This window comes from Priestia flexa NBRC 15715 (genome assembly GCF_001591565.1).
In the GTDB taxonomy this organism is placed as follows: domain Bacteria; phylum Bacillota; class Bacilli; order Bacillales; family Bacillaceae_H; genus Priestia; species Priestia flexa.
Map to the genome: position 1 here is coordinate 24,730 of NZ_BCVD01000019.1, position 16,614 is coordinate 41,343.

The 16,614-nt window shown below is 38.5% G+C and carries 18 protein-coding genes and 1 riboswitch; of the genes, 1 reads left to right on the plus strand and 17 read right to left on the minus strand.

Annotated features, from left to right (window positions below):
* Positions 1-50: 50 nt before the first annotated feature.
* The 16 genes from sufU to BFL01S_RS05320 all read right to left on the minus strand — a co-directional run bounded on the left by sufU (position 51) and on the right by BFL01S_RS05320 (position 15,059).
* Positions 51-485 carry a Fe-S cluster assembly sulfur transfer protein SufU gene (gene sufU / locus BFL01S_RS05245; RefSeq protein ID WP_061785058.1) on the minus strand — a complete coding sequence of 145 codons (435 nt, stop codon included), beginning with the start codon at positions 483-485 and terminating at the stop codon, positions 51-53.
* Positions 475-1,695, minus strand: coding sequence for a cysteine desulfurase (locus tag BFL01S_RS05250; RefSeq protein WP_061785059.1), 1,221 nt, complete (start codon positions 1,693-1,695; stop codon positions 475-477). Before BFL01S_RS05250 ends, sufU begins: the two co-directional genes overlap by 11 nt.
* The gene (sufD, locus tag BFL01S_RS05255; RefSeq protein WP_025909434.1) at positions 1,695-3,002 is read right to left on the minus strand and encodes a Fe-S cluster assembly protein SufD; all 1,308 of its coding nucleotides are present in this window, start codon (positions 3,000-3,002) and stop codon (positions 1,695-1,697) included. The genes BFL01S_RS05250 and sufD overlap by 1 nt, the downstream gene beginning before the upstream one ends.
* A gap of 17 nt (positions 3,003-3,019) precedes the next feature.
* Positions 3,020-3,805, minus strand: coding sequence for a Fe-S cluster assembly ATPase SufC (gene sufC, locus BFL01S_RS05260; protein ID WP_025909435.1), 786 nt, complete (start codon positions 3,803-3,805; stop codon positions 3,020-3,022).
* Between the two features lie 225 nt (positions 3,806-4,030).
* Positions 4,031-4,396, minus strand: coding sequence for a carboxymuconolactone decarboxylase family protein (locus BFL01S_RS05265; RefSeq protein WP_061785060.1), 366 nt, complete (start codon positions 4,394-4,396; stop codon positions 4,031-4,033).
* Positions 4,397-4,520: 124 nt separating this feature from the next.
* Entirely contained in the window at positions 4,521-5,363 is an 843-nt protein-coding gene (locus BFL01S_RS05270; protein ID WP_061785061.1) for a MetQ/NlpA family ABC transporter substrate-binding protein, read from the minus strand.
* Positions 5,364-5,379: 16 nt separating this feature from the next.
* Positions 5,380-6,048, minus strand: coding sequence for a methionine ABC transporter permease (locus tag BFL01S_RS05275; protein ID WP_025909438.1), 669 nt, complete (start codon positions 6,046-6,048; stop codon positions 5,380-5,382).
* A complete protein-coding gene (locus BFL01S_RS05280) occupies positions 6,038-7,066 on the minus strand; it encodes a methionine ABC transporter ATP-binding protein (protein ID WP_025909439.1) in 1,029 nt (342 codons plus the stop codon). The genes BFL01S_RS05275 and BFL01S_RS05280 overlap by 11 nt, the downstream gene beginning before the upstream one ends.
* Before the next feature lie 110 nt (positions 7,067-7,176).
* A riboswitch (SAM riboswitch) is annotated at positions 7,177-7,283 on the minus strand.
* A 144-nt stretch (positions 7,284-7,427) separates the two neighbouring features.
* Complete coding sequence (locus BFL01S_RS05285) at positions 7,428-7,727, minus strand: thioredoxin family protein (protein ID WP_061785062.1); 300 nt, start codon at positions 7,725-7,727, stop codon at positions 7,428-7,430.
* Positions 7,728-7,740: 13 nt separating this feature from the next.
* Positions 7,741-8,091, minus strand: a complete 351-nt coding sequence (locus BFL01S_RS05290; protein ID WP_025909441.1) for a toprim domain-containing protein — start codon at positions 8,089-8,091, stop codon at positions 7,741-7,743.
* Positions 8,092-8,322: 231 nt separating this feature from the next.
* Positions 8,323-8,565 (minus strand): YusG family protein, encoded by a 243-nt coding sequence (locus BFL01S_RS05295; protein WP_061785063.1) that lies wholly within the window; start codon positions 8,563-8,565, stop codon positions 8,323-8,325.
* Between the two features lie 108 nt (positions 8,566-8,673).
* Positions 8,674-9,057 (minus strand): glycine cleavage system protein GcvH, encoded by a 384-nt coding sequence (gene gcvH / locus BFL01S_RS05300; protein ID WP_061785064.1) that lies wholly within the window; start codon positions 9,055-9,057, stop codon positions 8,674-8,676.
* A 113-nt stretch (positions 9,058-9,170) separates the two neighbouring features.
* A complete protein-coding gene (locus BFL01S_RS05305; protein WP_025909444.1) occupies positions 9,171-9,527 on the minus strand; it encodes an arsenate reductase family protein in 357 nt (118 codons plus the stop codon).
* A gap of 150 nt (positions 9,528-9,677) precedes the next feature.
* Positions 9,678-11,462, minus strand: a complete 1,785-nt coding sequence (locus BFL01S_RS05310; protein WP_061785065.1) for an acyl-CoA dehydrogenase FadE — start codon at positions 11,460-11,462, stop codon at positions 9,678-9,680.
* 21 nt (positions 11,463-11,483) lie between these two features.
* Positions 11,484-12,662, minus strand: a complete 1,179-nt coding sequence (locus BFL01S_RS05315) for an acetyl-CoA C-acetyltransferase (protein WP_061785066.1) — start codon at positions 12,660-12,662, stop codon at positions 11,484-11,486.
* Positions 12,663-12,674: 12 nt separating this feature from the next.
* Positions 12,675-15,059: a 3-hydroxyacyl-CoA dehydrogenase/enoyl-CoA hydratase family protein gene (locus BFL01S_RS05320; RefSeq protein ID WP_061785067.1), complete on the minus strand. Its 2,385-nt coding sequence runs from the start codon at positions 15,057-15,059 to the stop codon at positions 12,675-12,677.
* A gap of 181 nt (positions 15,060-15,240) precedes the next feature.
* Between BFL01S_RS05320 and BFL01S_RS19880 the strand changes: the two genes are divergently transcribed.
* A complete protein-coding gene (locus tag BFL01S_RS19880; RefSeq protein ID WP_076512331.1) occupies positions 15,241-15,390 on the plus strand; it encodes a YuzL family protein in 150 nt (49 codons plus the stop codon).
* 51 nt (positions 15,391-15,441) lie between these two features.
* On the opposite strand, the gene BFL01S_RS05325 is transcribed toward BFL01S_RS19880, so the two are convergent.
* Positions 15,442-16,359: a proline dehydrogenase family protein gene (locus BFL01S_RS05325; RefSeq protein ID WP_061785068.1), complete on the minus strand. Its 918-nt coding sequence runs from the start codon at positions 16,357-16,359 to the stop codon at positions 15,442-15,444.
* Between the last annotated feature and the right edge of the window lie 255 nt (positions 16,360-16,614).

Below are 16,614 nucleotides of genomic sequence, written 5' to 3' on the forward strand. Positions count from 1 at the left end.
TATTACCCCCTACTTGATAGGATTGGGAATGAACAAAGGCCTAACAGGACTTAATTCTGTTCTTTTAGGCCTTTTTCCATCGCTTTCCACGCTAATGTTGCACATTTAATACGTGCTGGAAACTTTGAAACACCTTGAAGTGCTTCAATGTCTCCTAAGTCTATACTATCATCATACTCTTTTCCTTGCATCATATCTGAGAAGATGTTCGCAAGTTCAAGAGCTGTTTCAATCTCTTGCCCTTTAATTGCCTGTGTCATCATTGAAGCAGATGACATAGAGATTGAACAGCCTTCTCCTTCAAACTTTGCATCCGTTACTTTGCCATCTTCTACTTTAAGTGATAGTTCAATACGGTCACCACACGTTGGATTATTCATTTGAATTTGAACCGTATCTTCTTCTAAAGACCCACGATTTCGAGGGTTTTTATAATGATCCATAATCACTTGACGATAAAGAGTATCTAAATTGTTAAAAGACATTTGTGAAATACTCCTTCGTTTTAATTAGTGATGACACTAATTGATCGATTTCTTCTTCTGTATTATACAAGTAGAAACTTGCACGTGCAGTTGAAGATACATTTAAATATTTCATTAACGGCTGTGCACAATGATGCCCTGCGCGTACAGCAACTCCCTCAGCATCAAGAACAGTTGCTACGTCATGCGGATGAACATCATCAAGATTAAACGTCACGACGCCAGCACGCTCTTTTGGTCCGTAGATGGTAATGCCTTCTACTTCTGAAAGACGGTCTAGTGCGTAATTTGCTAATTTATGCTCATGAGCAAGAATATTATCCAAGCCCACTTCCTCTAGAAAATCAATAGCGGCACCTAATCCAATTGCACCTGCAATAATAGGCGTTCCACCTTCGAATTTCCAAGGAAGCTCTTTCCACGTTGAATCGTATAGGTTAACGAAATCAATCATTTCGCCTCCAAATTCAACCGGCTCCATCTTTTCTAATAATTCTTTTTTTCCATACAGTACGCCAATACCTGTTGGGCCGCACATTTTATGACCAGAAAACGCAAAGAAGTCGCAGTCTAAGTCCTGTACGTCAACTTTCATATGAGGCGTACTTTGTGCACCATCTACAATCATGATTGCTCCGTGTTGGTGAGCAATTTTCGCAATTTCTTTTACCGGATTGATTGCGCCCAATACGTTAGAAACGTGCATAACCGAAACAATTTTTGTATCTGGCGTAATCGTTTCTTTAACCGTTTCTAATGAAAGAGCATGATCTTCTGTAAGATCAATATATTTTAATGTTGCTCCTGTTGCTTTTGCAACTTGCTGCCATGGAATGATGTTACTGTGATGCTCCATATACGTAATCACAATTTCATCACCAGGCTGCAAGTTGGCACGTCCGTAGCTAGCAGCAACAATATTTAACGCTGTAGTTGTTCCACGCGTAAAGATAATTTCTTCTGTTGATTTCGCATTAATGAACTTTCTTACTTTTTCACGAGCACCTTCATAGCCATCCGTAGCCATTGTACCTAGTGTATGAACACCTCTGTGTACGTTTGAGTTGTATTCTCTGTAGTACTTATTCAGTGCTTCAATCACTTGGATTGGCTTTTGAGAAGTAGCAGCGCTATCTAAGTAAACAAGCGGGTGTCCATTTACTTCTTGGTCTAAAATCGGAAACTGTTTGCGAATATCAGAAACGTTCATTATCGAACTTTCCTTTCAATTAACTCCGTTAACTGTTTTTTCACCGTTTCAACCGGAAGCTCATTTACAACTGGAGCTAAGAACCCATGAATAACTAAGCGCTCAGCTTCAACTTGTGGAATACCACGGCTCATTAAATAATAAAGCTGTAATGGATCTACGCGACCTACAGAAGCTGCATGTCCTGCCGTTACATCATCTTCATCAATTAATAAGATTGGGTTAGCATCTCCACGAGCTTTTTCGCTTAGCATTAATACGCGAGACTCTTGCTCTGCATTTGATTTAGATGCACCGTGTTCAATTTTACCAATTCCGTTAAAGATTGAAGACGCGCTATCTTTCATTACACCATGTTTTAAGATGTAACCTTCAGAATGCTTACCGAAGTGAATAATACTCGTCGTTAAGTTTTGCTTTTGCTCACCGCGACCTACTGTAACTGTTTTCGTATCACCGTATGAACCATCGCCCATTAGGTATGTGATGTTTTCAGAAACTGTGTTTCCTTCACTCATTAAGCCTAATGCCCACTCGATGCGACCGTCTTTACCAGCAACACCACGGCGATTTACGTAGCTAGTTGTTCCTTTGGCAAGGTAGTCTACCGCACCGAACGTTACTTTTGCATTGTTATTTGCAAATACTTCTGTCACAACGTTTACTACACCGTTTGACTCTTCAGAAGTAGCAATGTAGTTTTCTACATACGTAACAGAGCTATTATCTTCTGCAACCACAATAACATGGTTGAAAAGTGCTGCTTCTTCATCTTCACGTACGAAAACAGCTTGAAGTGGTTCTTTTACTTCAACGTTTTTTGGAACGTAAACAAATACGCCACCGTTAAGCAGTGCAGCGTGAAGAGCCGTTAAGCGATGCTCATCCACTTTTACACCGTCTTTCATGAAGTACTTTTGTACAAGCTCTTCGTGGTCTTTTGCAGCTGTTTGGATATCAGTAAAGATAACTCCTTGCTCTTTTAACTCATCTGTTAACGTTGCATATGCAGCTGTTTGGTCACGCTGAACGTATAAGTTTTTAACCGCTTCTGTATCAATAAGTGCTCTTACAGACTCAGGAAGCTCGTCAATTGAAGAAATTGCTTTTGCTTCAGCATCATGCTTTGAGAAATCTGTAAAGTTCCACTTTGTAATATTTGTTTTATCTGGTTTTGGTAGTGGAAGATCTTCTGCTTTCGCAAGAGCTTGTAAACGAAGATCTAACAACCATTTCGGCTCAGCAGCTTTTTCAGAAAAACTGCGAACGTACGCTTGATCAAATGGTAATTTTGTATCAATAGTCATAGAAATCCTCCTAATGCTTATGCTTCTTGCCCTACAGTTTCGTCTTCAATACCTAATTCTTTCTTAATCCAGTCATAGCCTTCTGCTTCTAAGCGCTGAGCTAATTCAGGACCGCCTGATTTCACAACGCGACCTTGCATCATAACGTGAACATGGTCTGGTGTAATGTAGTTTAATAGACGTTGGTAGTGAGTAATCATTAAGCAACCAAAATCGCTACCACGTAGCTCGTTGATTCCTTTTGATACTACTTTTAACGCATCGATATCTAAACCTGAATCAATCTCATCAAGGATTGCAATAGCAGGTTTTAACATCATTAGTTGAAGGATTTCGTTACGCTTTTTCTCTCCACCAGAGAAACCTTCATTTAAATAACGTTGTGCCATATCTTGATCCATTTCTAAGAAGTCCATGTTTTTATCTAGTTGACGGATAAACTTCATTAGTGAAATTTCATCGCCTTCTTCACGACGCGCATTAATTGATGAACGTAAGAAGTCTGCATTTGTTACGCCGCTAATTTCACTTGGGTATTGCATTGCAAGGAACAGACCTGCACGCGCACGCTCGTCCACTTCCATTTCAAGTACGTCTTCACCATCAAGTGTAATGCTACCTTGTGTTACTTCATATTTAGGGTGCCCCATAATTGCTGAAGATAAAGTGGATTTACCTGTACCGTTTGGACCCATGATTGCATGAATCTCTCCGCCTTTAACTTCTAAGTTAACACCTTTTAAAATCTCTTTGCCTTCAATTGAAACATGAAGATCTTTAATGATTAAAGTTGAACCTGCCATACTAAAACCTCCAGTTATAGATGTATATACTAAAATCAGATATACCTATATCTTTTTAATTATTCTCATTTTATTCTCATTACAATCTTATAACAAATGAAAACTTATAGCAACCTTTTGAGATAAACGCTTTTCTCTTATATGTATACATATTTTACCCGTATAAAAAACGTTGCTTTCATAGGCGTAACCAACCTTTAAAGCAACGTCTGCTTATCATTTATTTTAGTGTGTTTGACGTTTTAATTCCTGCACGCATTCCTGCACTAACGTGACAGATTGACTCATCGCTGCTCCGCCACCAAATGCTGCCGAAACGCCACAAGCTTCTAAAATCTCTTGCTCAGTTGCTCCGTTATCTAAGCAACCTTTTGTATGATAAATCATGCAATATTCATTTTGAGCTACAACGCTAATTCCTAATGCAATCAGCTGCTTGTCTTTTTTAGAAATAGACCCTTCTTCAAAACAAGCCTCTGTGAAAGTGTTGAACGTTTCAGTCAATCGTGGAAGCTTTTCACTGAATGTTCCCATTCCTACCTTATAATTATGAAGTGCCTGCTCTGTTGAATGACTTGTTTCTTGTTGCATCCCTCTTGCCAACTCCATTCGTCATAGTTTTCATCATTAGTATGGATGATACAAATCGGAGTTATGCTTAACGCTAAAAATAGAAAAAATCGACCAGGCCTAAACCTAGTCGATTTTAATCTGTTTATTCGTTTACAGGAAGCACTGCGCCTTTATACTTCTCTTCGATGAAGTCTTGAATTTCTTTTGAGTGAAGTACTTCTACTAACGCTTTTACTTCTTCTTTGTTTTCATCACCTTTACGAACTGTGATAATGTTTGCATATGGATTGTTTTCTTTTGATTCTACAGCGATTGGATCTTTAACAGGGTCTAAACCAGCATCTAACGCATAGTTTGCGTTAATAACAACCGCATCGCCTTCATTGTTGTTATACACTTGAGGTAATAAACCACCTTCAACGTCTGCTTTAAACGTTAAGTTTTTAGGGTTTTCTACAATATCATCAAGCGTTGCATCTTGCTTTTTAACGCCTTCTTTTAACTTAATTACGCCTTCTTTTTCAAAAATTGAAAGAATACGACCTTGTTCTGCTACTGCATCACGCATAATTACCGTACCGTTTTTCGGAAGGTCTTTTAATGACTTGTACTTTTTAGAGTAGATACCGATTGGTTCGATATGAATAGCTCCTGCACTTACAAAATCATAATTTGGGTTTTCTTCTAATACAGATTCTAGATAAGGAATATGTTGGAAGTAGTTCACATCAATTTCTTTTCCATCTAGTGCTGTGTTAGGTAAAATATAATCTTGGAATGGTTTAATGTCTAACTCAATTCCTTTTTCCTCTAACAATGGCTTTGCTTCTTCTAAAATTTCAGCGTGAGGAATGTTTGACGCCCCCACCACAATTTTCTTTTCGTCTTCTGATGAATCTGACCCACTGCCTCCAGATGAACCACAAGCAGCTAAACCTAAAACTAAAGCAGATGATAAAGCAAATGTTGAAACCCATTTTTTCATAATATATTTCCTCCTCTTATCGTTTATCAATTTTAGACGTGATAAAATCACCAATAAACTGGATAATAAATACAATCACTAAAATTAAAACTGTCGCAACAAGGGTTACATCACTATTATTTCGCTGGAAGCCTTCTAAATATGCTAAGTTTCCTAAACCACCAGCTCCAACCGCTCCAGCCATTGCTGTATAGCCAATGAGTGCGATTGCTGTAACCGTCAAACCAGAAATTAAAGCAGGCATTGATTCTGGAAGCAGCACTTTAAAGATAATTGTGCTTGTTTTCGCTCCCATCGATTTTGCTGCTTCAATCACACCTTTATCAATTTCGCGAAGGCCGATTTCAACCATACGCGCGTAAAATGGTGCGGCTCCAACAATAAGAGCTGGCAAAGCTGCTTCTGCTCCTAGCATTGTTCCCACAATTGCTTTTGTAAACGGAATGAGCAAAATTAGTAAGATGATAAATGGAATGGATCGAAAGATGTTTACAAAAGCTCCTATAATAATATTAACGAAGCGGTTTTCCCAAAGCTGACCTTTGCCTGTTAAAAATAGAAGTAAGCCTAGCACAATTCCTAATATAAACGTGGCAACAACTGAGATACTTGTCATATAAAGTGTTTCAATCGTTGCTGCACTAAATTTATCATACGTTACGTTTGGGAATAATTCAGTTAGCATCCGTCATCACCTCAATTTCTACCTGTTGTTCACGGATGTACTCAATTACTTTATTAACCTCTGCTTCTTCACCATCTAAATGAATAAATAAGGTTCCATAAGAACCCGTTTGTGTATAAGAAACTTTCCCTTGTAAGATGTTAATCGTGACATCAAATGCTTTTAAAATGCTCGTAATGAGCGGTTGCTCCGCTTTTCCACCTACAAATGTGAGCTGAACAATTCGACCGCTTGGATAAAGTTCCTTCACCTGCTCCACTGTCTCAAACGTTTCTTCTGGCTCTGAAATTTGCTGTACAAATCGCTTTGTAATATTTTGCTGTGGTTTACGGAATACTTCAAGTACTTCTCCTTGTTCGACTACTTTTCCATTTTCCATCACAGCTACACGATGACAAATTTTACGGATTACGTGCATTTCATGCGTGATTAAGACAATCGTTAAACCTAGCTTTTCATTAATATCAACTAGCAAATCCAAGATCGAATCTGTTGTTTGTGGATCAAGTGCCGATGTTGCTTCGTCACATAATAAGACTTTTGGGTTATTAGCTAACGCTCTTGCAATTCCTACACGCTGTTTTTGCCCGCCGCTCAGCTGAGATGGGTAGGCATTTTCTCTACCTTCTAATCCAACTAGTTTAATGAGCTCGTTTACACGTTCTGCTCGTTTGTTTTTTGGAACACCGGCAATTTCAAGTGGAAACGCAATGTTTTCTTGCACGGTACGAGACCAAAGTAAATTAAAATGCTGAAAAATCATGCTAATTTCTTGGCGAGCTTGTCTAAGCTTAGCACCTTTAATTTTCCCAATTTGATTTCCTGCTACTTCTACTGTTCCAGAAGTAGGTGTTTCTAAACCATTTAATAAGCGAATAAGAGAGCTTTTCCCTGCTCCACTATATCCAATGATGCCGAAGATTTCACCTTTTGCCACTGATAAATTAACCTGATCAACGGCCGTGACTTTCCCACTTTTAGCATCATATATTTTCGTTACATCTTGTAACGTAATCATCTTCTTCACCTTCTTTGTTGACTTGCTCTGTCTGCTTAGTGTGTCCTTGCTTTTAGAAAATAAAAAAACCTTTCTACACGTGAGCAGAAAGGTTTTTGATAAAATCCTTTCTCTCATCTTTCAAAGCTTATGCTTTGCAGGAATTGGCACCATTTCAGTTAGTCTGACGGTTGCCGGGTTTCATAGGGCACAGTCCCTCCACCTCTCTTGATAAGAGTTAACGACAAATTATTGAAATTATTTTGTTTTCATCAAATATTCATTCATTTATGTTTGTGATTCTAGCATGTGTCAGAAAGGGTGTCAACAAAAAATGCGCATAGGATAATAATCCCATGCACACCCTTAAACAAATGTTTGTTTAACTAAGACGTTCCATTACGTATTCAACAGAGTGAAAAGCATACAGCTTCTGCTTCACTTCGCCATTTCCATATTCAATTAGGCATGGAACACTTTCAATTTCGAGCAAAGACGCTTTAGCAGGCATATAGTTTAAATTACTCATTCCGATTGTTAAGTCTGGAATAATCGCTTCTACTACTGTTAACATTTTTTTAGCTAGTTGGCACGTTCCACAAAGGGGTGTATGGAAAAAAATAACCGTACGCTCGTCTTTATTTAGCTTTTCGTCTAGCTGTTCCTCTGTCCACTCTTCCATGTTACTCATCCTTCTATATTAAAAATTCTGCGTTAACATCTATATTAGCACTTAAAAGTACCGTAGCAATATGATTTCTTGGGGCCGCCGCTACCTCACGATACATTTTATCGATATAAAGGTGCTCCGCTTCCGGAAGTTCTTTTTTAAACTGTTTCCGTAATTTATTGCCGGAATCATCTGAGTCAACCAAGATATACACATCTTTATCATACGTGGAATCGATAATCTCATCTAGCTTTGACAAGCTGATGGTTCCATTTGTACAAATAATCTCAATCGGTTCATTAATAATACTTTCGATTCGCTTTTTGTCAGACTTACCTTCTACAATAATTACTTTTTCAATTTCTATTAAACGCATCGTCATCACCTATGATTATCAGTTGTATAGTAACGTTATTCCTTTATGCTATACAATATTCGTTAATGTAACACAGTTCCCCTGTTTTTTAAAAGATTTTGCTGTAAAAAGAACATATATGAATTGTTTTTTATTGAAAAAATAGACTATTTTCGATCATCTTAGACTGATGGCGCCAAACCTTATGTGGTTGGCGCCATCAGTCTTGCACTCAGAGGTTTCATGCTAAATTTAGCACCAACCCTCTTCTGAATCGCAGTCCGTATACTTTTGTGTAGCTCCAGCCTGGACGTCAGCATACTGATAAATCTTGTTATTTTCTTGCGTGTAACCTGACTCTAAATTATATTGATTACCCGTTGCACCATAATTCACATGGCCAATTGATTGTTTATCTACATACAATTGCATACCATTTTCATGAAATTTTGCTGTAATTCGATCCGTTATGTCAACTTTTTTACGTTCGAACATAAAAAGACACCCCTTTAGCTTGTTTACTAAATAGAGTGCCCTTTTTGTTATAGGTCCATGAAGACAAATTATGGATATACCAAGTGAAATGTCTTAAGATGAAGTCAATTAACCTTCGTTAATCATTTCATCGTATTGTTCAGCTGTCATAAGCTTCTCAACATCTTCCGAATCAGCAGGCTTAATTACAACCATCCATGCTTTTTCATATGGAGACTCGTTTACAAACTCAGGATTATCGCTTAATTCTTCGTTTACTTCTACAACCTCACCGCTAATTGGTGCATATAGCTCTGATACTGTTTTCACAGATTCTACGCTACCAAACGGCTCGTCTGCTTCAACTTTATCGCCAACTTCTGGAAGCTCAACAAATACAATGTCACCAAGTTCAGATTGTGCAAAGTGTGTAATTCCTACCCGGAAAACTTCTCCTTCGCTTTTTACCCACTCATGCTCTTCTGAATAACGCAACTCTTTTGGTGTACTCATCTTAATCCCTCCAATAAATTATGTATGCCGCTAATGAATAGCAACGACTACCTCTTATCAGTGTAACGTAAACAACAGGTTTTTTCTATTTGAATCCGCACGGAATTTTAAATTTATTTCCACGTTGTGTCAAATTCTTCTTCTTTAAACCCTACCGTTACTTTATCACCGTCAGTTAATAACGGGCGCTTGATTAACATCCCGTCAGATGAAAGGATTTCAAGTAATTCCTCATCACTTGCTGTTGCAACTTTGTCTTTCAGACCTAGCTCACGATACTTCTTTCCGCTTGTATTAAAGAATTTCTTTAGCGGCAAGCCACTATTTTGATAATAGCTCGTTAGCTGCTCTTTCGTTGGTGGATTTTCGATAATATGAATTTCTTCATACGCCACACCATTTTGATCTAGCCATTGTTTTGCTTTTCGACATGTACCACATTTAGGATATGAATAGAATAATACGCTCATTATTTCGCCTCCTTTTTCTTCGCTTTTTCGTATTTTAACACATCCAACTTTAATTTACCTATTTTAGTTTGCAGTTAAACAAAGAAAAGCTGTGTAAAGGAGAATACTCATACTTTCCCTTTACACAGCTCTCTATTACATACTTTAAAATTACACAATAAAGCGCTCTTCTTCCAATACAACCTTTGCAATTTCTCGCTTAACAACAATAACGTTGACCGGCGTGTGACGAGTTAGCTTTCGTAATGACGAGAGCATCATACGTAGCGTATCTCCTTCTTCTACAGCAATAAGCGTTTCTTTTGCATCCGCTTCAATTTTATTAAATGCTTCTTGGCAGAATACTTTTGTATAGTTGACTTTAAGCTGATTTTTTTCTTCTCCATTTTTCAAAATTGCTTTTTCCGTACGTAATACAGCAGATTCCATTGCATATACGTTGCTGATCATGTCAGAAATATTAACTAACACCTCTTGTTCACCCTCAAGTTTTTTACCATACTTTTGAGCTGCTAGACCAAGTAGTAATAGCGCAATTTTTTTACCATTACGAACTAATAGTTTAGATTGATCTAATGCGCCTTCTCCAGCTTCTTCAGGCATTAGCATCATAAGCTCTTCCTGTAGTGACTGAGCTTTTTGTAACAATGGAAGCTCACCTTTTAAGGCTTTGCGTAAGTACGTTCCTGGCACCAATAAACGATTGATTTCATTTGTTCCTTCAAAAATACGGTTGATTCGAGAATCACGGTACAAGCGCTCAATTTCATATTCGCTCATAAAGCCATAGCCACCATGAAGCTGAACTCCCTCGTCTACTAAATAATCTAGCACTTCCGTTGCAAATACTTTATTTAACGAACACTCAATGGCATACTCTGCAATTGAGGCAGCAATTTCTTTTCCATCTTTTTGTTGCTCTTCCGATAGCTGACCCATTCTGTCTTCAAAGAGACCAACCGTACGATAAACAGAGCTTTCAGAAGCATATAATTTCGATGCCATGGTTGCAATCTTTTCTTGTGTTAACGAAAATTTTGCAATCGGTGTCTTAAACTGTTGGCGTTGATTCACGTATTCAGAAGTTAATTCTATCGCACGCTTACCAGCTCCTACTGCCCCTACACCTAGCTTATAGCGACCGATATTTAAGATATTAAACGCGATGATATGACCTTTTCCAATTTGTCCAAGTACGTTTTCTTTTGGTACATGTGCATCTTCTAAAATAAGGGTACGCGTTGAAGAGCTCTTAATACCCATTTTCTTTTCTTCAGGACCAACAGATACACCCGCATAGTCACGTTCAACGATAAACGCTGAGAACTGCTCTCCATCTATTTTCGCATACACAACAAATACATCAGCAAAACCAGCGTTTGTAATCCATTGTTTTTCACCATTTAACACGTAGTGAGTACCTTCTGCATTTAGACGAGCGACTGTTTTCGCTCCCAATGCATCTGAACCTGATCCTGGCTCTGTTAACGCATACGCGGCAATCTTACCTCCAGTTGCTAAATCTGGTAGATACTTTTGCTTTTGCTCCTCTGTTCCGAACAACACAATCGGAAGAGAACCGATTCCAACATGTGCACCGTGTGTGATAGAAAATCCGCCTGCACGCGACATTTTTTCAGCAATTAATGCCGATGCAATCTTATCTAATCCAAGACCTCCATACTCTTCTGGAACATCAGCTCCTAGTAATCCAAGGTCACCGGCTTGCTTTAATAGCTTTACTGAGCGATCAAACTCATGCTTTTCTAAAAATTCTACTTGCGGTATTACTTCGTTCTCAACGTATTCATCCGTTGTTTTGGCAATCATTTTATGTTCACTTGTGAAATCCTCTGGTGTATATACTCGCTCTGCTGAAAGATCGTTAATTAAAAAGCTACCACCTTTAATTGTTTGTTCCGTTTGGTTTGCCATCTCCATATCCCCCTTATTTCATTAAGCTAATAATTCAAATACACCAGCAGCGCCCATCCCGCCACCAATACACATCGTTACAACGCCAAATTGTTCATTTCTTCTCTTCATTTCATGCAATAAACTGAGCGTTAATTTTGTACCGGTGCAGCCAAGTGGATGGCCTAGAGCAATTGCTCCACCGTTAACATTCACACGATCTTCGTCAATGTTCAATTCACGAATAACCCCTAACGCTTGAGATGCAAAGGCCTCGTTTAACTCAAATAGTCCAATATCTGAAAGTTCAAGTCCCGCTAGCTTTAATGCTTTTGGAATAGCTGCTATTGGACCAATCCCCATCACTTCTGGTGGAACGCCACCAACTGCAAACGAACGAAACTTTGCTAGCGGACGCAAACCTTCTGCATCTGCTTGTTCACGGTCCATTAGCATTACGGTAGCAGCTCCATCACTTGTTTGCGATGAATTCCCTGCCGTTACCGAACCCGTCATAGAAAATGCAGGTCGTAACTTGCTTAAAATTGCTGCTGTTGTCCCTTCACGCACTCCTTCATCTTGTGAAAAAACAACCTTATTTTCTTCCATTTTATTTTGACTATTTAACCTTCTCATCGTCACTTCAACAGGTACAATTTCATCTTTAAACTTGCCTTCTTGAAGAGCTTTAGCTGCTTTTTGATGACTTCTTACAGCAAATGCATCTTGGTCTTCACGTGAAATGCCATATTTCAGCGCAACTTGCTCAGCTGTATGCCCCATTCCCATGTAATATTCAGGTGCATTTTCTACCAGCTGTACATTCGGGCGAGCCACATTTCCAAACATCGGAACCATGCTCATAGACTCGGCTCCTCCAGCCAATACCGTCTTGGCCTGCCCTAACATAATGCGCTCTGCTCCATAGGCAATACTCTGTAACCCTGAAGAGCAATAACGATTAATTGTAATCGCTGGAACGGTATATGGAAGTCCCGCTAACGCTCCGATATTACGAGCCATGTTCAAGCCTTGTTCGGCTTCTGGCATGGCACAGCCAATAATTAAATCGTCAATTGGTCCTTCATAGCCTCCTGCTCTTCTCAGCGTTTCCTTTACCGTAATTGCACCTAAATCATCAGGACGAACCGTAGCAAGCGTACCTTTTTTCGCTTTTCCAACCGGTGTTCTAGCACCAGCTACAATTACCGCTTCTCTCATTCCTTCTCCCCCTTAGTTACGCAATGGTTTCCCTTTTACTAGCATATGTTGCATACGTTGTTGAGACTTCATCTCTCCCACTAAGCTCAAGAATGCTTCTCTCTCTAAATCTAGTAAATAATCTTCGTCTACTTTTGTTCCATAAGGTACGCGTCCGCCAGCAATAACAAACGCTAATTTCTTCGCAATTTCATAATCATGATCAGAAATGAAGCCTGAATACTTCATTGATTGAGCTCCTAACAATAAAGTTGCATATCCCGTTTCACCAACGACCGGCACTTTTTCACGAATCGGTGGCTTATAACCGGCCTGAGATAATGACAGAACAGACTGCTTTGCTTCATGAAGCAAATGGTCTTGGTTTGAGGTGATGCCATCTTGGTGATTTAAGAAATTTAGCTCTCTTGCATGAAGAGCAGAACTAGAGACTTTAGCTGTGGCAATCGTTTCAAACGTTTTATTTGCAATTTGCTGCAAATCTAAGGTCACATCATTTGGAAGACCTTTTAACTGCTTTAAGTAAAGCTCTTTGTTTCCACCTCCACCTGGAATTAAGCCAACTCCGACTTCAACTAACCCCATATATGTTTCAGCAGATGCCTGAACTTTAGCAGTTGGTAAACAAATCTCTGTTCCTCCGCCAAGCGTCATCGCAAACGGTGCTGCAACGACAGGTTTTTCATTATATTTTACTTTCATCATCGCCTGTTGGAACTGACGAATAACAAATTCAATTTCAAAGAAATTATCGTCTTGAGCTTCCATTAAAATCATGGCTAGATTCGCACCCACGCAGAAGTTTTTACCTTGATTTCCAATCACTAGACCTCTGTAATTCCGATTCACTTCCTCTAATGATTCATTTAGCAGCTGAATAATATCTAGACCAATAGCATTGTTTGGTGATGTGAACTGCAAGCACGCCACATCATCTCCTAAATCAATTAAACTCGCACCACTATTCTTTTTAATGACTTTATCTTGCGCTTTTAATGCTGATAGATGGACAATTTTTTTGTTTTCCACAACTGGTTTATATTCGTTTCGATCATAATAAATTTTCTGTCCATCTAGCTCTTTATAAAATGCAGAAAATCCGCTTTCCTTCATTTCCTTGATCCAGTCAGGCATTTCTAACCCTTCGGTCTCCATTTTTTCAATCGCAGAGGTGAATCCAATTGCATCCCATGTTTCAAATGGACCATAATCCCAGCCAAATCCCCACTTCATCGCTTGATCAATAGCCACAATATCATCTGCAATTTCATCTTTTAACTGGGCTGAATAAAGTAAGACTGGGCTAATGATTTTCCATAAGAAGGACCCAGCACGGTCATCCGAATATAGAAGCGCTTTCATTTTATTGGAGAATCCTTTTGTTTGTTTACTTAATTCAACAGACGCTGTTCTAAGTTTTTTACGCTCTTCATACTGTAAAGTATCTGGATTTAACTCTAGAATTTCTTTGCCTTTTTTCAAGAAGAATCCTTGACCAGACTTACTTCCCAGCCAGCCGTTTTGCTGCATTATTTTCATAAATGCAGGAATGTTAAAAACCTCTTTTTCTTTTCCATCCACTTTATCGTAGACGTTATTAGCCACATGAATAAACGTATCAAGTCCTACAACGTCAAGCGTTCGGAACGTAGCGCTTTTAGGTCTTCCAATGAGTGGTCCCGTAATGGAGTCAACTTCACCAACGCTATAGCCACCTTTAAGCATTTCTTGAACTGTTACCAGCAAACCATAGGTTCCAATTCGATTTGCAATAAAATTAGGCGTATCTTTTGCAAGGACAACGCCTTTTCCAAGCATGTTTTCACCAAAATCCTTTATATATTGAACAACTTCTTCTTTTGTATCTTCAGTAGGAATAACTTCTAATAACTTTAAATAACGCGGTGGATTAAAGAAATGTGTTCCTAAGAAGTGCGTTTTAAAATCATCAGATCGACCGCTTGCCATTGCTTCAATTGAAATACCTGAAGTGTTTGAACTTATAATAGTTCCTGGCTTCCTTACCGCATCAACTTTTTCAAAGAGCTGTTGTTTTACATCTAATCGTTCAACCACCACTTCAATGATCCAGTCACAATCGCTCAGCTTTTCAAGGTCATCTTCTAAATTTCCTGCCTGAATGAAAGCCACTCGTGATTTGGCCATTAAAGGAGCAGGCTTCTGCTTAGCTAAATTTTTTAATGCCGTTAAGCTCATTCGATTACGTACCTGTGGACTTTCTAGCGTCAGTCCACTTTTGGTTTCTTCCGGATTTAATTCACTGGGCACAATATCCAATAGCAAGGTTTCGATTCCCGCGTTTGCTAAGTGTGCTGCAATGCCAGATCCCATTACCCCTGAGCCAATTACAGCTGCCTTCTTAATTTTAAAGCTCATTCTTACATCCCCCTCTATACATTGAATGAACAGTCATTCATTTTATAATTAAAAAAAAGAGAGCTACTTTTAATCTCTGATATTACTATAAAACATTTTTTAAATTTTCGCAATATACGAACATAATTATTTACAACTATTTTTTATTTCTTTGGTTATATTAAACCCAGGAGGTGATACCATGTCACGCTTAAAAAAAGATCCTTCATCAGCAGGTGTAAGCGCAGCTAGCGTTAAAGGAAATGCTGGCCCAACACAAGAAGTGCATAATCACGGTAAAAAAACATCTCAAAATCAACAATATGGAAAACAAAATATGCAGGATAATTAAGCTATAGATCGAACAAGGAGGTATCGTCTTGTTCGATCTTTTTCATGAATATTATTTTTTCACAATGCCCTTTAAAATAAAAGCTACATTCGCTGGACGCTCAGCTAGCCTTCTCATAAAATATCCGTACCAATCCTTCCCGTACGGTACATATACACGCATCGTATATCCTTCTTTCCTTAACTGCTTTTGACGCTCGGGTCGAATACCAAACAACATTTGAAACTCAAATTGATCACGCGGAATATCATGAATGACTGCTAACTTCTTTGTATACTCAATAATTTGATCATCATGCGTTGCAATTGCTGTATAGTGACCATTAAGCAAGTGTAATTTAATGAGATTCTTAAAACTATCATCTACATCAATTTTATCTGGAAAGGCAACGGCCGCTGATTCCTTATATGCTCCTTTTACTAGTCTTAGGTTTGGAGCGTATCCACTCAGGGTTTTAATATCCTGCTCTGTTCGATATAAGTATGCTTGAAGTACCGTACCAACATTATCGTAGCGCTTTTTAAGTTCTTTAAAAATATTAATGGTCTTTCCGCAGCGCTGGTAATCTTCCATATCAATTGTAATGAATACATTATATTGTTTTGCTTCCTTCAAGATGTATTCCATGTTTTTCATGACTAACTCTGTGGAAATATCTAAGCCCATTGATGTTAACTTTAATGAAAGCTGAGAGCTAAGCTTCTCTTGGTGAATGCGTCGAATTGCTTGGATACAATGTTCCGTCATATAACCAGCCTCTTCTTCCGTTGTAACAAATTCACCCAAGTGATCAATTGTAACATCCAGCCCTTGGTCATTTAGTTCACGCACTACGTCTACTGCTCCGCCGATTGTCTCACCTGCTACAAAACGCGCGGCTCCAAAGCGTAAGCCATAATGCTTCGCTAACTTTGTTAACATTTTATTTTGAGATAAAAATAAAAAAAAGTTGCGCATCGTTTGTTCCATAGCATTTCCCCCGATTTTTTATCTTCTGAGCTTATATTAAAGCTTCCACCCTTCACCGAGCCGTTTAATATAGCAGTTATTATACATTTTAACATTTTTTTTTAAAATAGAGATACATTCAACTAGCAACTTGTCGTCTTTTCTTTACTAGTATATGTACCTTATTTTTGTCCGGTTCTGCAATTTATTTAGACAAAAAAGAGGATGGGACATAACAAAACAAATTTCCCAAAAGAAGAACGTTCCATTCCACTC

What these genes read in the sequence shown, in the direction of transcription:
- gcvH (WP_061785064.1), bottom strand. Translation starts at nt 9,057, where the DNA reads ATGAGTACACCAAAAGAGTTGCGTTATTCAGAAGAGCATGAGTGGGTA.
- BFL01S_RS05250 (WP_061785059.1), bottom strand. Translation starts at nt 1,695, where the DNA reads ATGAACGTTTCTGATATTCGCAAACAGTTTCCGATTTTAGACCAAGAA.
- BFL01S_RS05325 (WP_061785068.1), bottom strand. Translation starts at nt 16,359, where the DNA reads ATGGAACAAACGATGCGCAACTTTTTTTTATTTTTATCTCAAAATAAA.
- BFL01S_RS05265 (WP_061785060.1), bottom strand. Translation starts at nt 4,396, where the DNA reads ATGCAACAAGAAACAAGTCATTCAACAGAGCAGGCACTTCATAATTAT.
- BFL01S_RS05295 (WP_061785063.1), bottom strand. Translation starts at nt 8,565, where the DNA reads ATGTTCGAACGTAAAAAAGTTGACATAACGGATCGAATTACAGCAAAA.
- BFL01S_RS05285 (WP_061785062.1), bottom strand. Translation starts at nt 7,727, where the DNA reads ATGGAAGAGTGGACAGAGGAACAGCTAGACGAAAAGCTAAATAAAGAC.
- BFL01S_RS05270 (WP_061785061.1), bottom strand. Translation starts at nt 5,363, where the DNA reads ATGAAAAAATGGGTTTCAACATTTGCTTTATCATCTGCTTTAGTTTTA.
- BFL01S_RS05290 (WP_025909441.1), bottom strand. Translation starts at nt 8,091, where the DNA reads ATGCGTTTAATAGAAATTGAAAAAGTAATTATTGTAGAAGGTAAGTCT.
- BFL01S_RS05280 (WP_025909439.1), bottom strand. Translation starts at nt 7,066, where the DNA reads ATGATTACGTTACAAGATGTAACGAAAATATATGATGCTAAAAGTGGG.
- sufD (WP_025909434.1), bottom strand. Translation starts at nt 3,002, where the DNA reads ATGACTATTGATACAAAATTACCATTTGATCAAGCGTACGTTCGCAGT.
- sufU (WP_061785058.1), bottom strand. Translation starts at nt 485, where the DNA reads ATGTCTTTTAACAATTTAGATACTCTTTATCGTCAAGTGATTATGGAT.
- BFL01S_RS05320 (WP_061785067.1), bottom strand. Translation starts at nt 15,059, where the DNA reads ATGAGCTTTAAAATTAAGAAGGCAGCTGTAATTGGCTCAGGGGTAATG.
- sufC (WP_025909435.1), bottom strand. Translation starts at nt 3,805, where the DNA reads ATGGCAGGTTCAACTTTAATCATTAAAGATCTTCATGTTTCAATTGAA.
- BFL01S_RS05315 (WP_061785066.1), bottom strand. Translation starts at nt 12,662, where the DNA reads ATGAGAGAAGCGGTAATTGTAGCTGGTGCTAGAACACCGGTTGGAAAA.
- BFL01S_RS05275 (WP_025909438.1), bottom strand. Translation starts at nt 6,048, where the DNA reads ATGCTAACTGAATTATTCCCAAACGTAACGTATGATAAATTTAGTGCA.
- BFL01S_RS19880 (WP_076512331.1), top strand. Translation starts at nt 15,241, where the DNA reads ATGTCACGCTTAAAAAAAGATCCTTCATCAGCAGGTGTAAGCGCAGCT.
- BFL01S_RS05305 (WP_025909444.1), bottom strand. Translation starts at nt 9,527, where the DNA reads ATGAGCGTATTATTCTATTCATATCCTAAATGTGGTACATGTCGAAAA.
- BFL01S_RS05310 (WP_061785065.1), bottom strand. Translation starts at nt 11,462, where the DNA reads ATGGCAAACCAAACGGAACAAACAATTAAAGGTGGTAGCTTTTTAATT.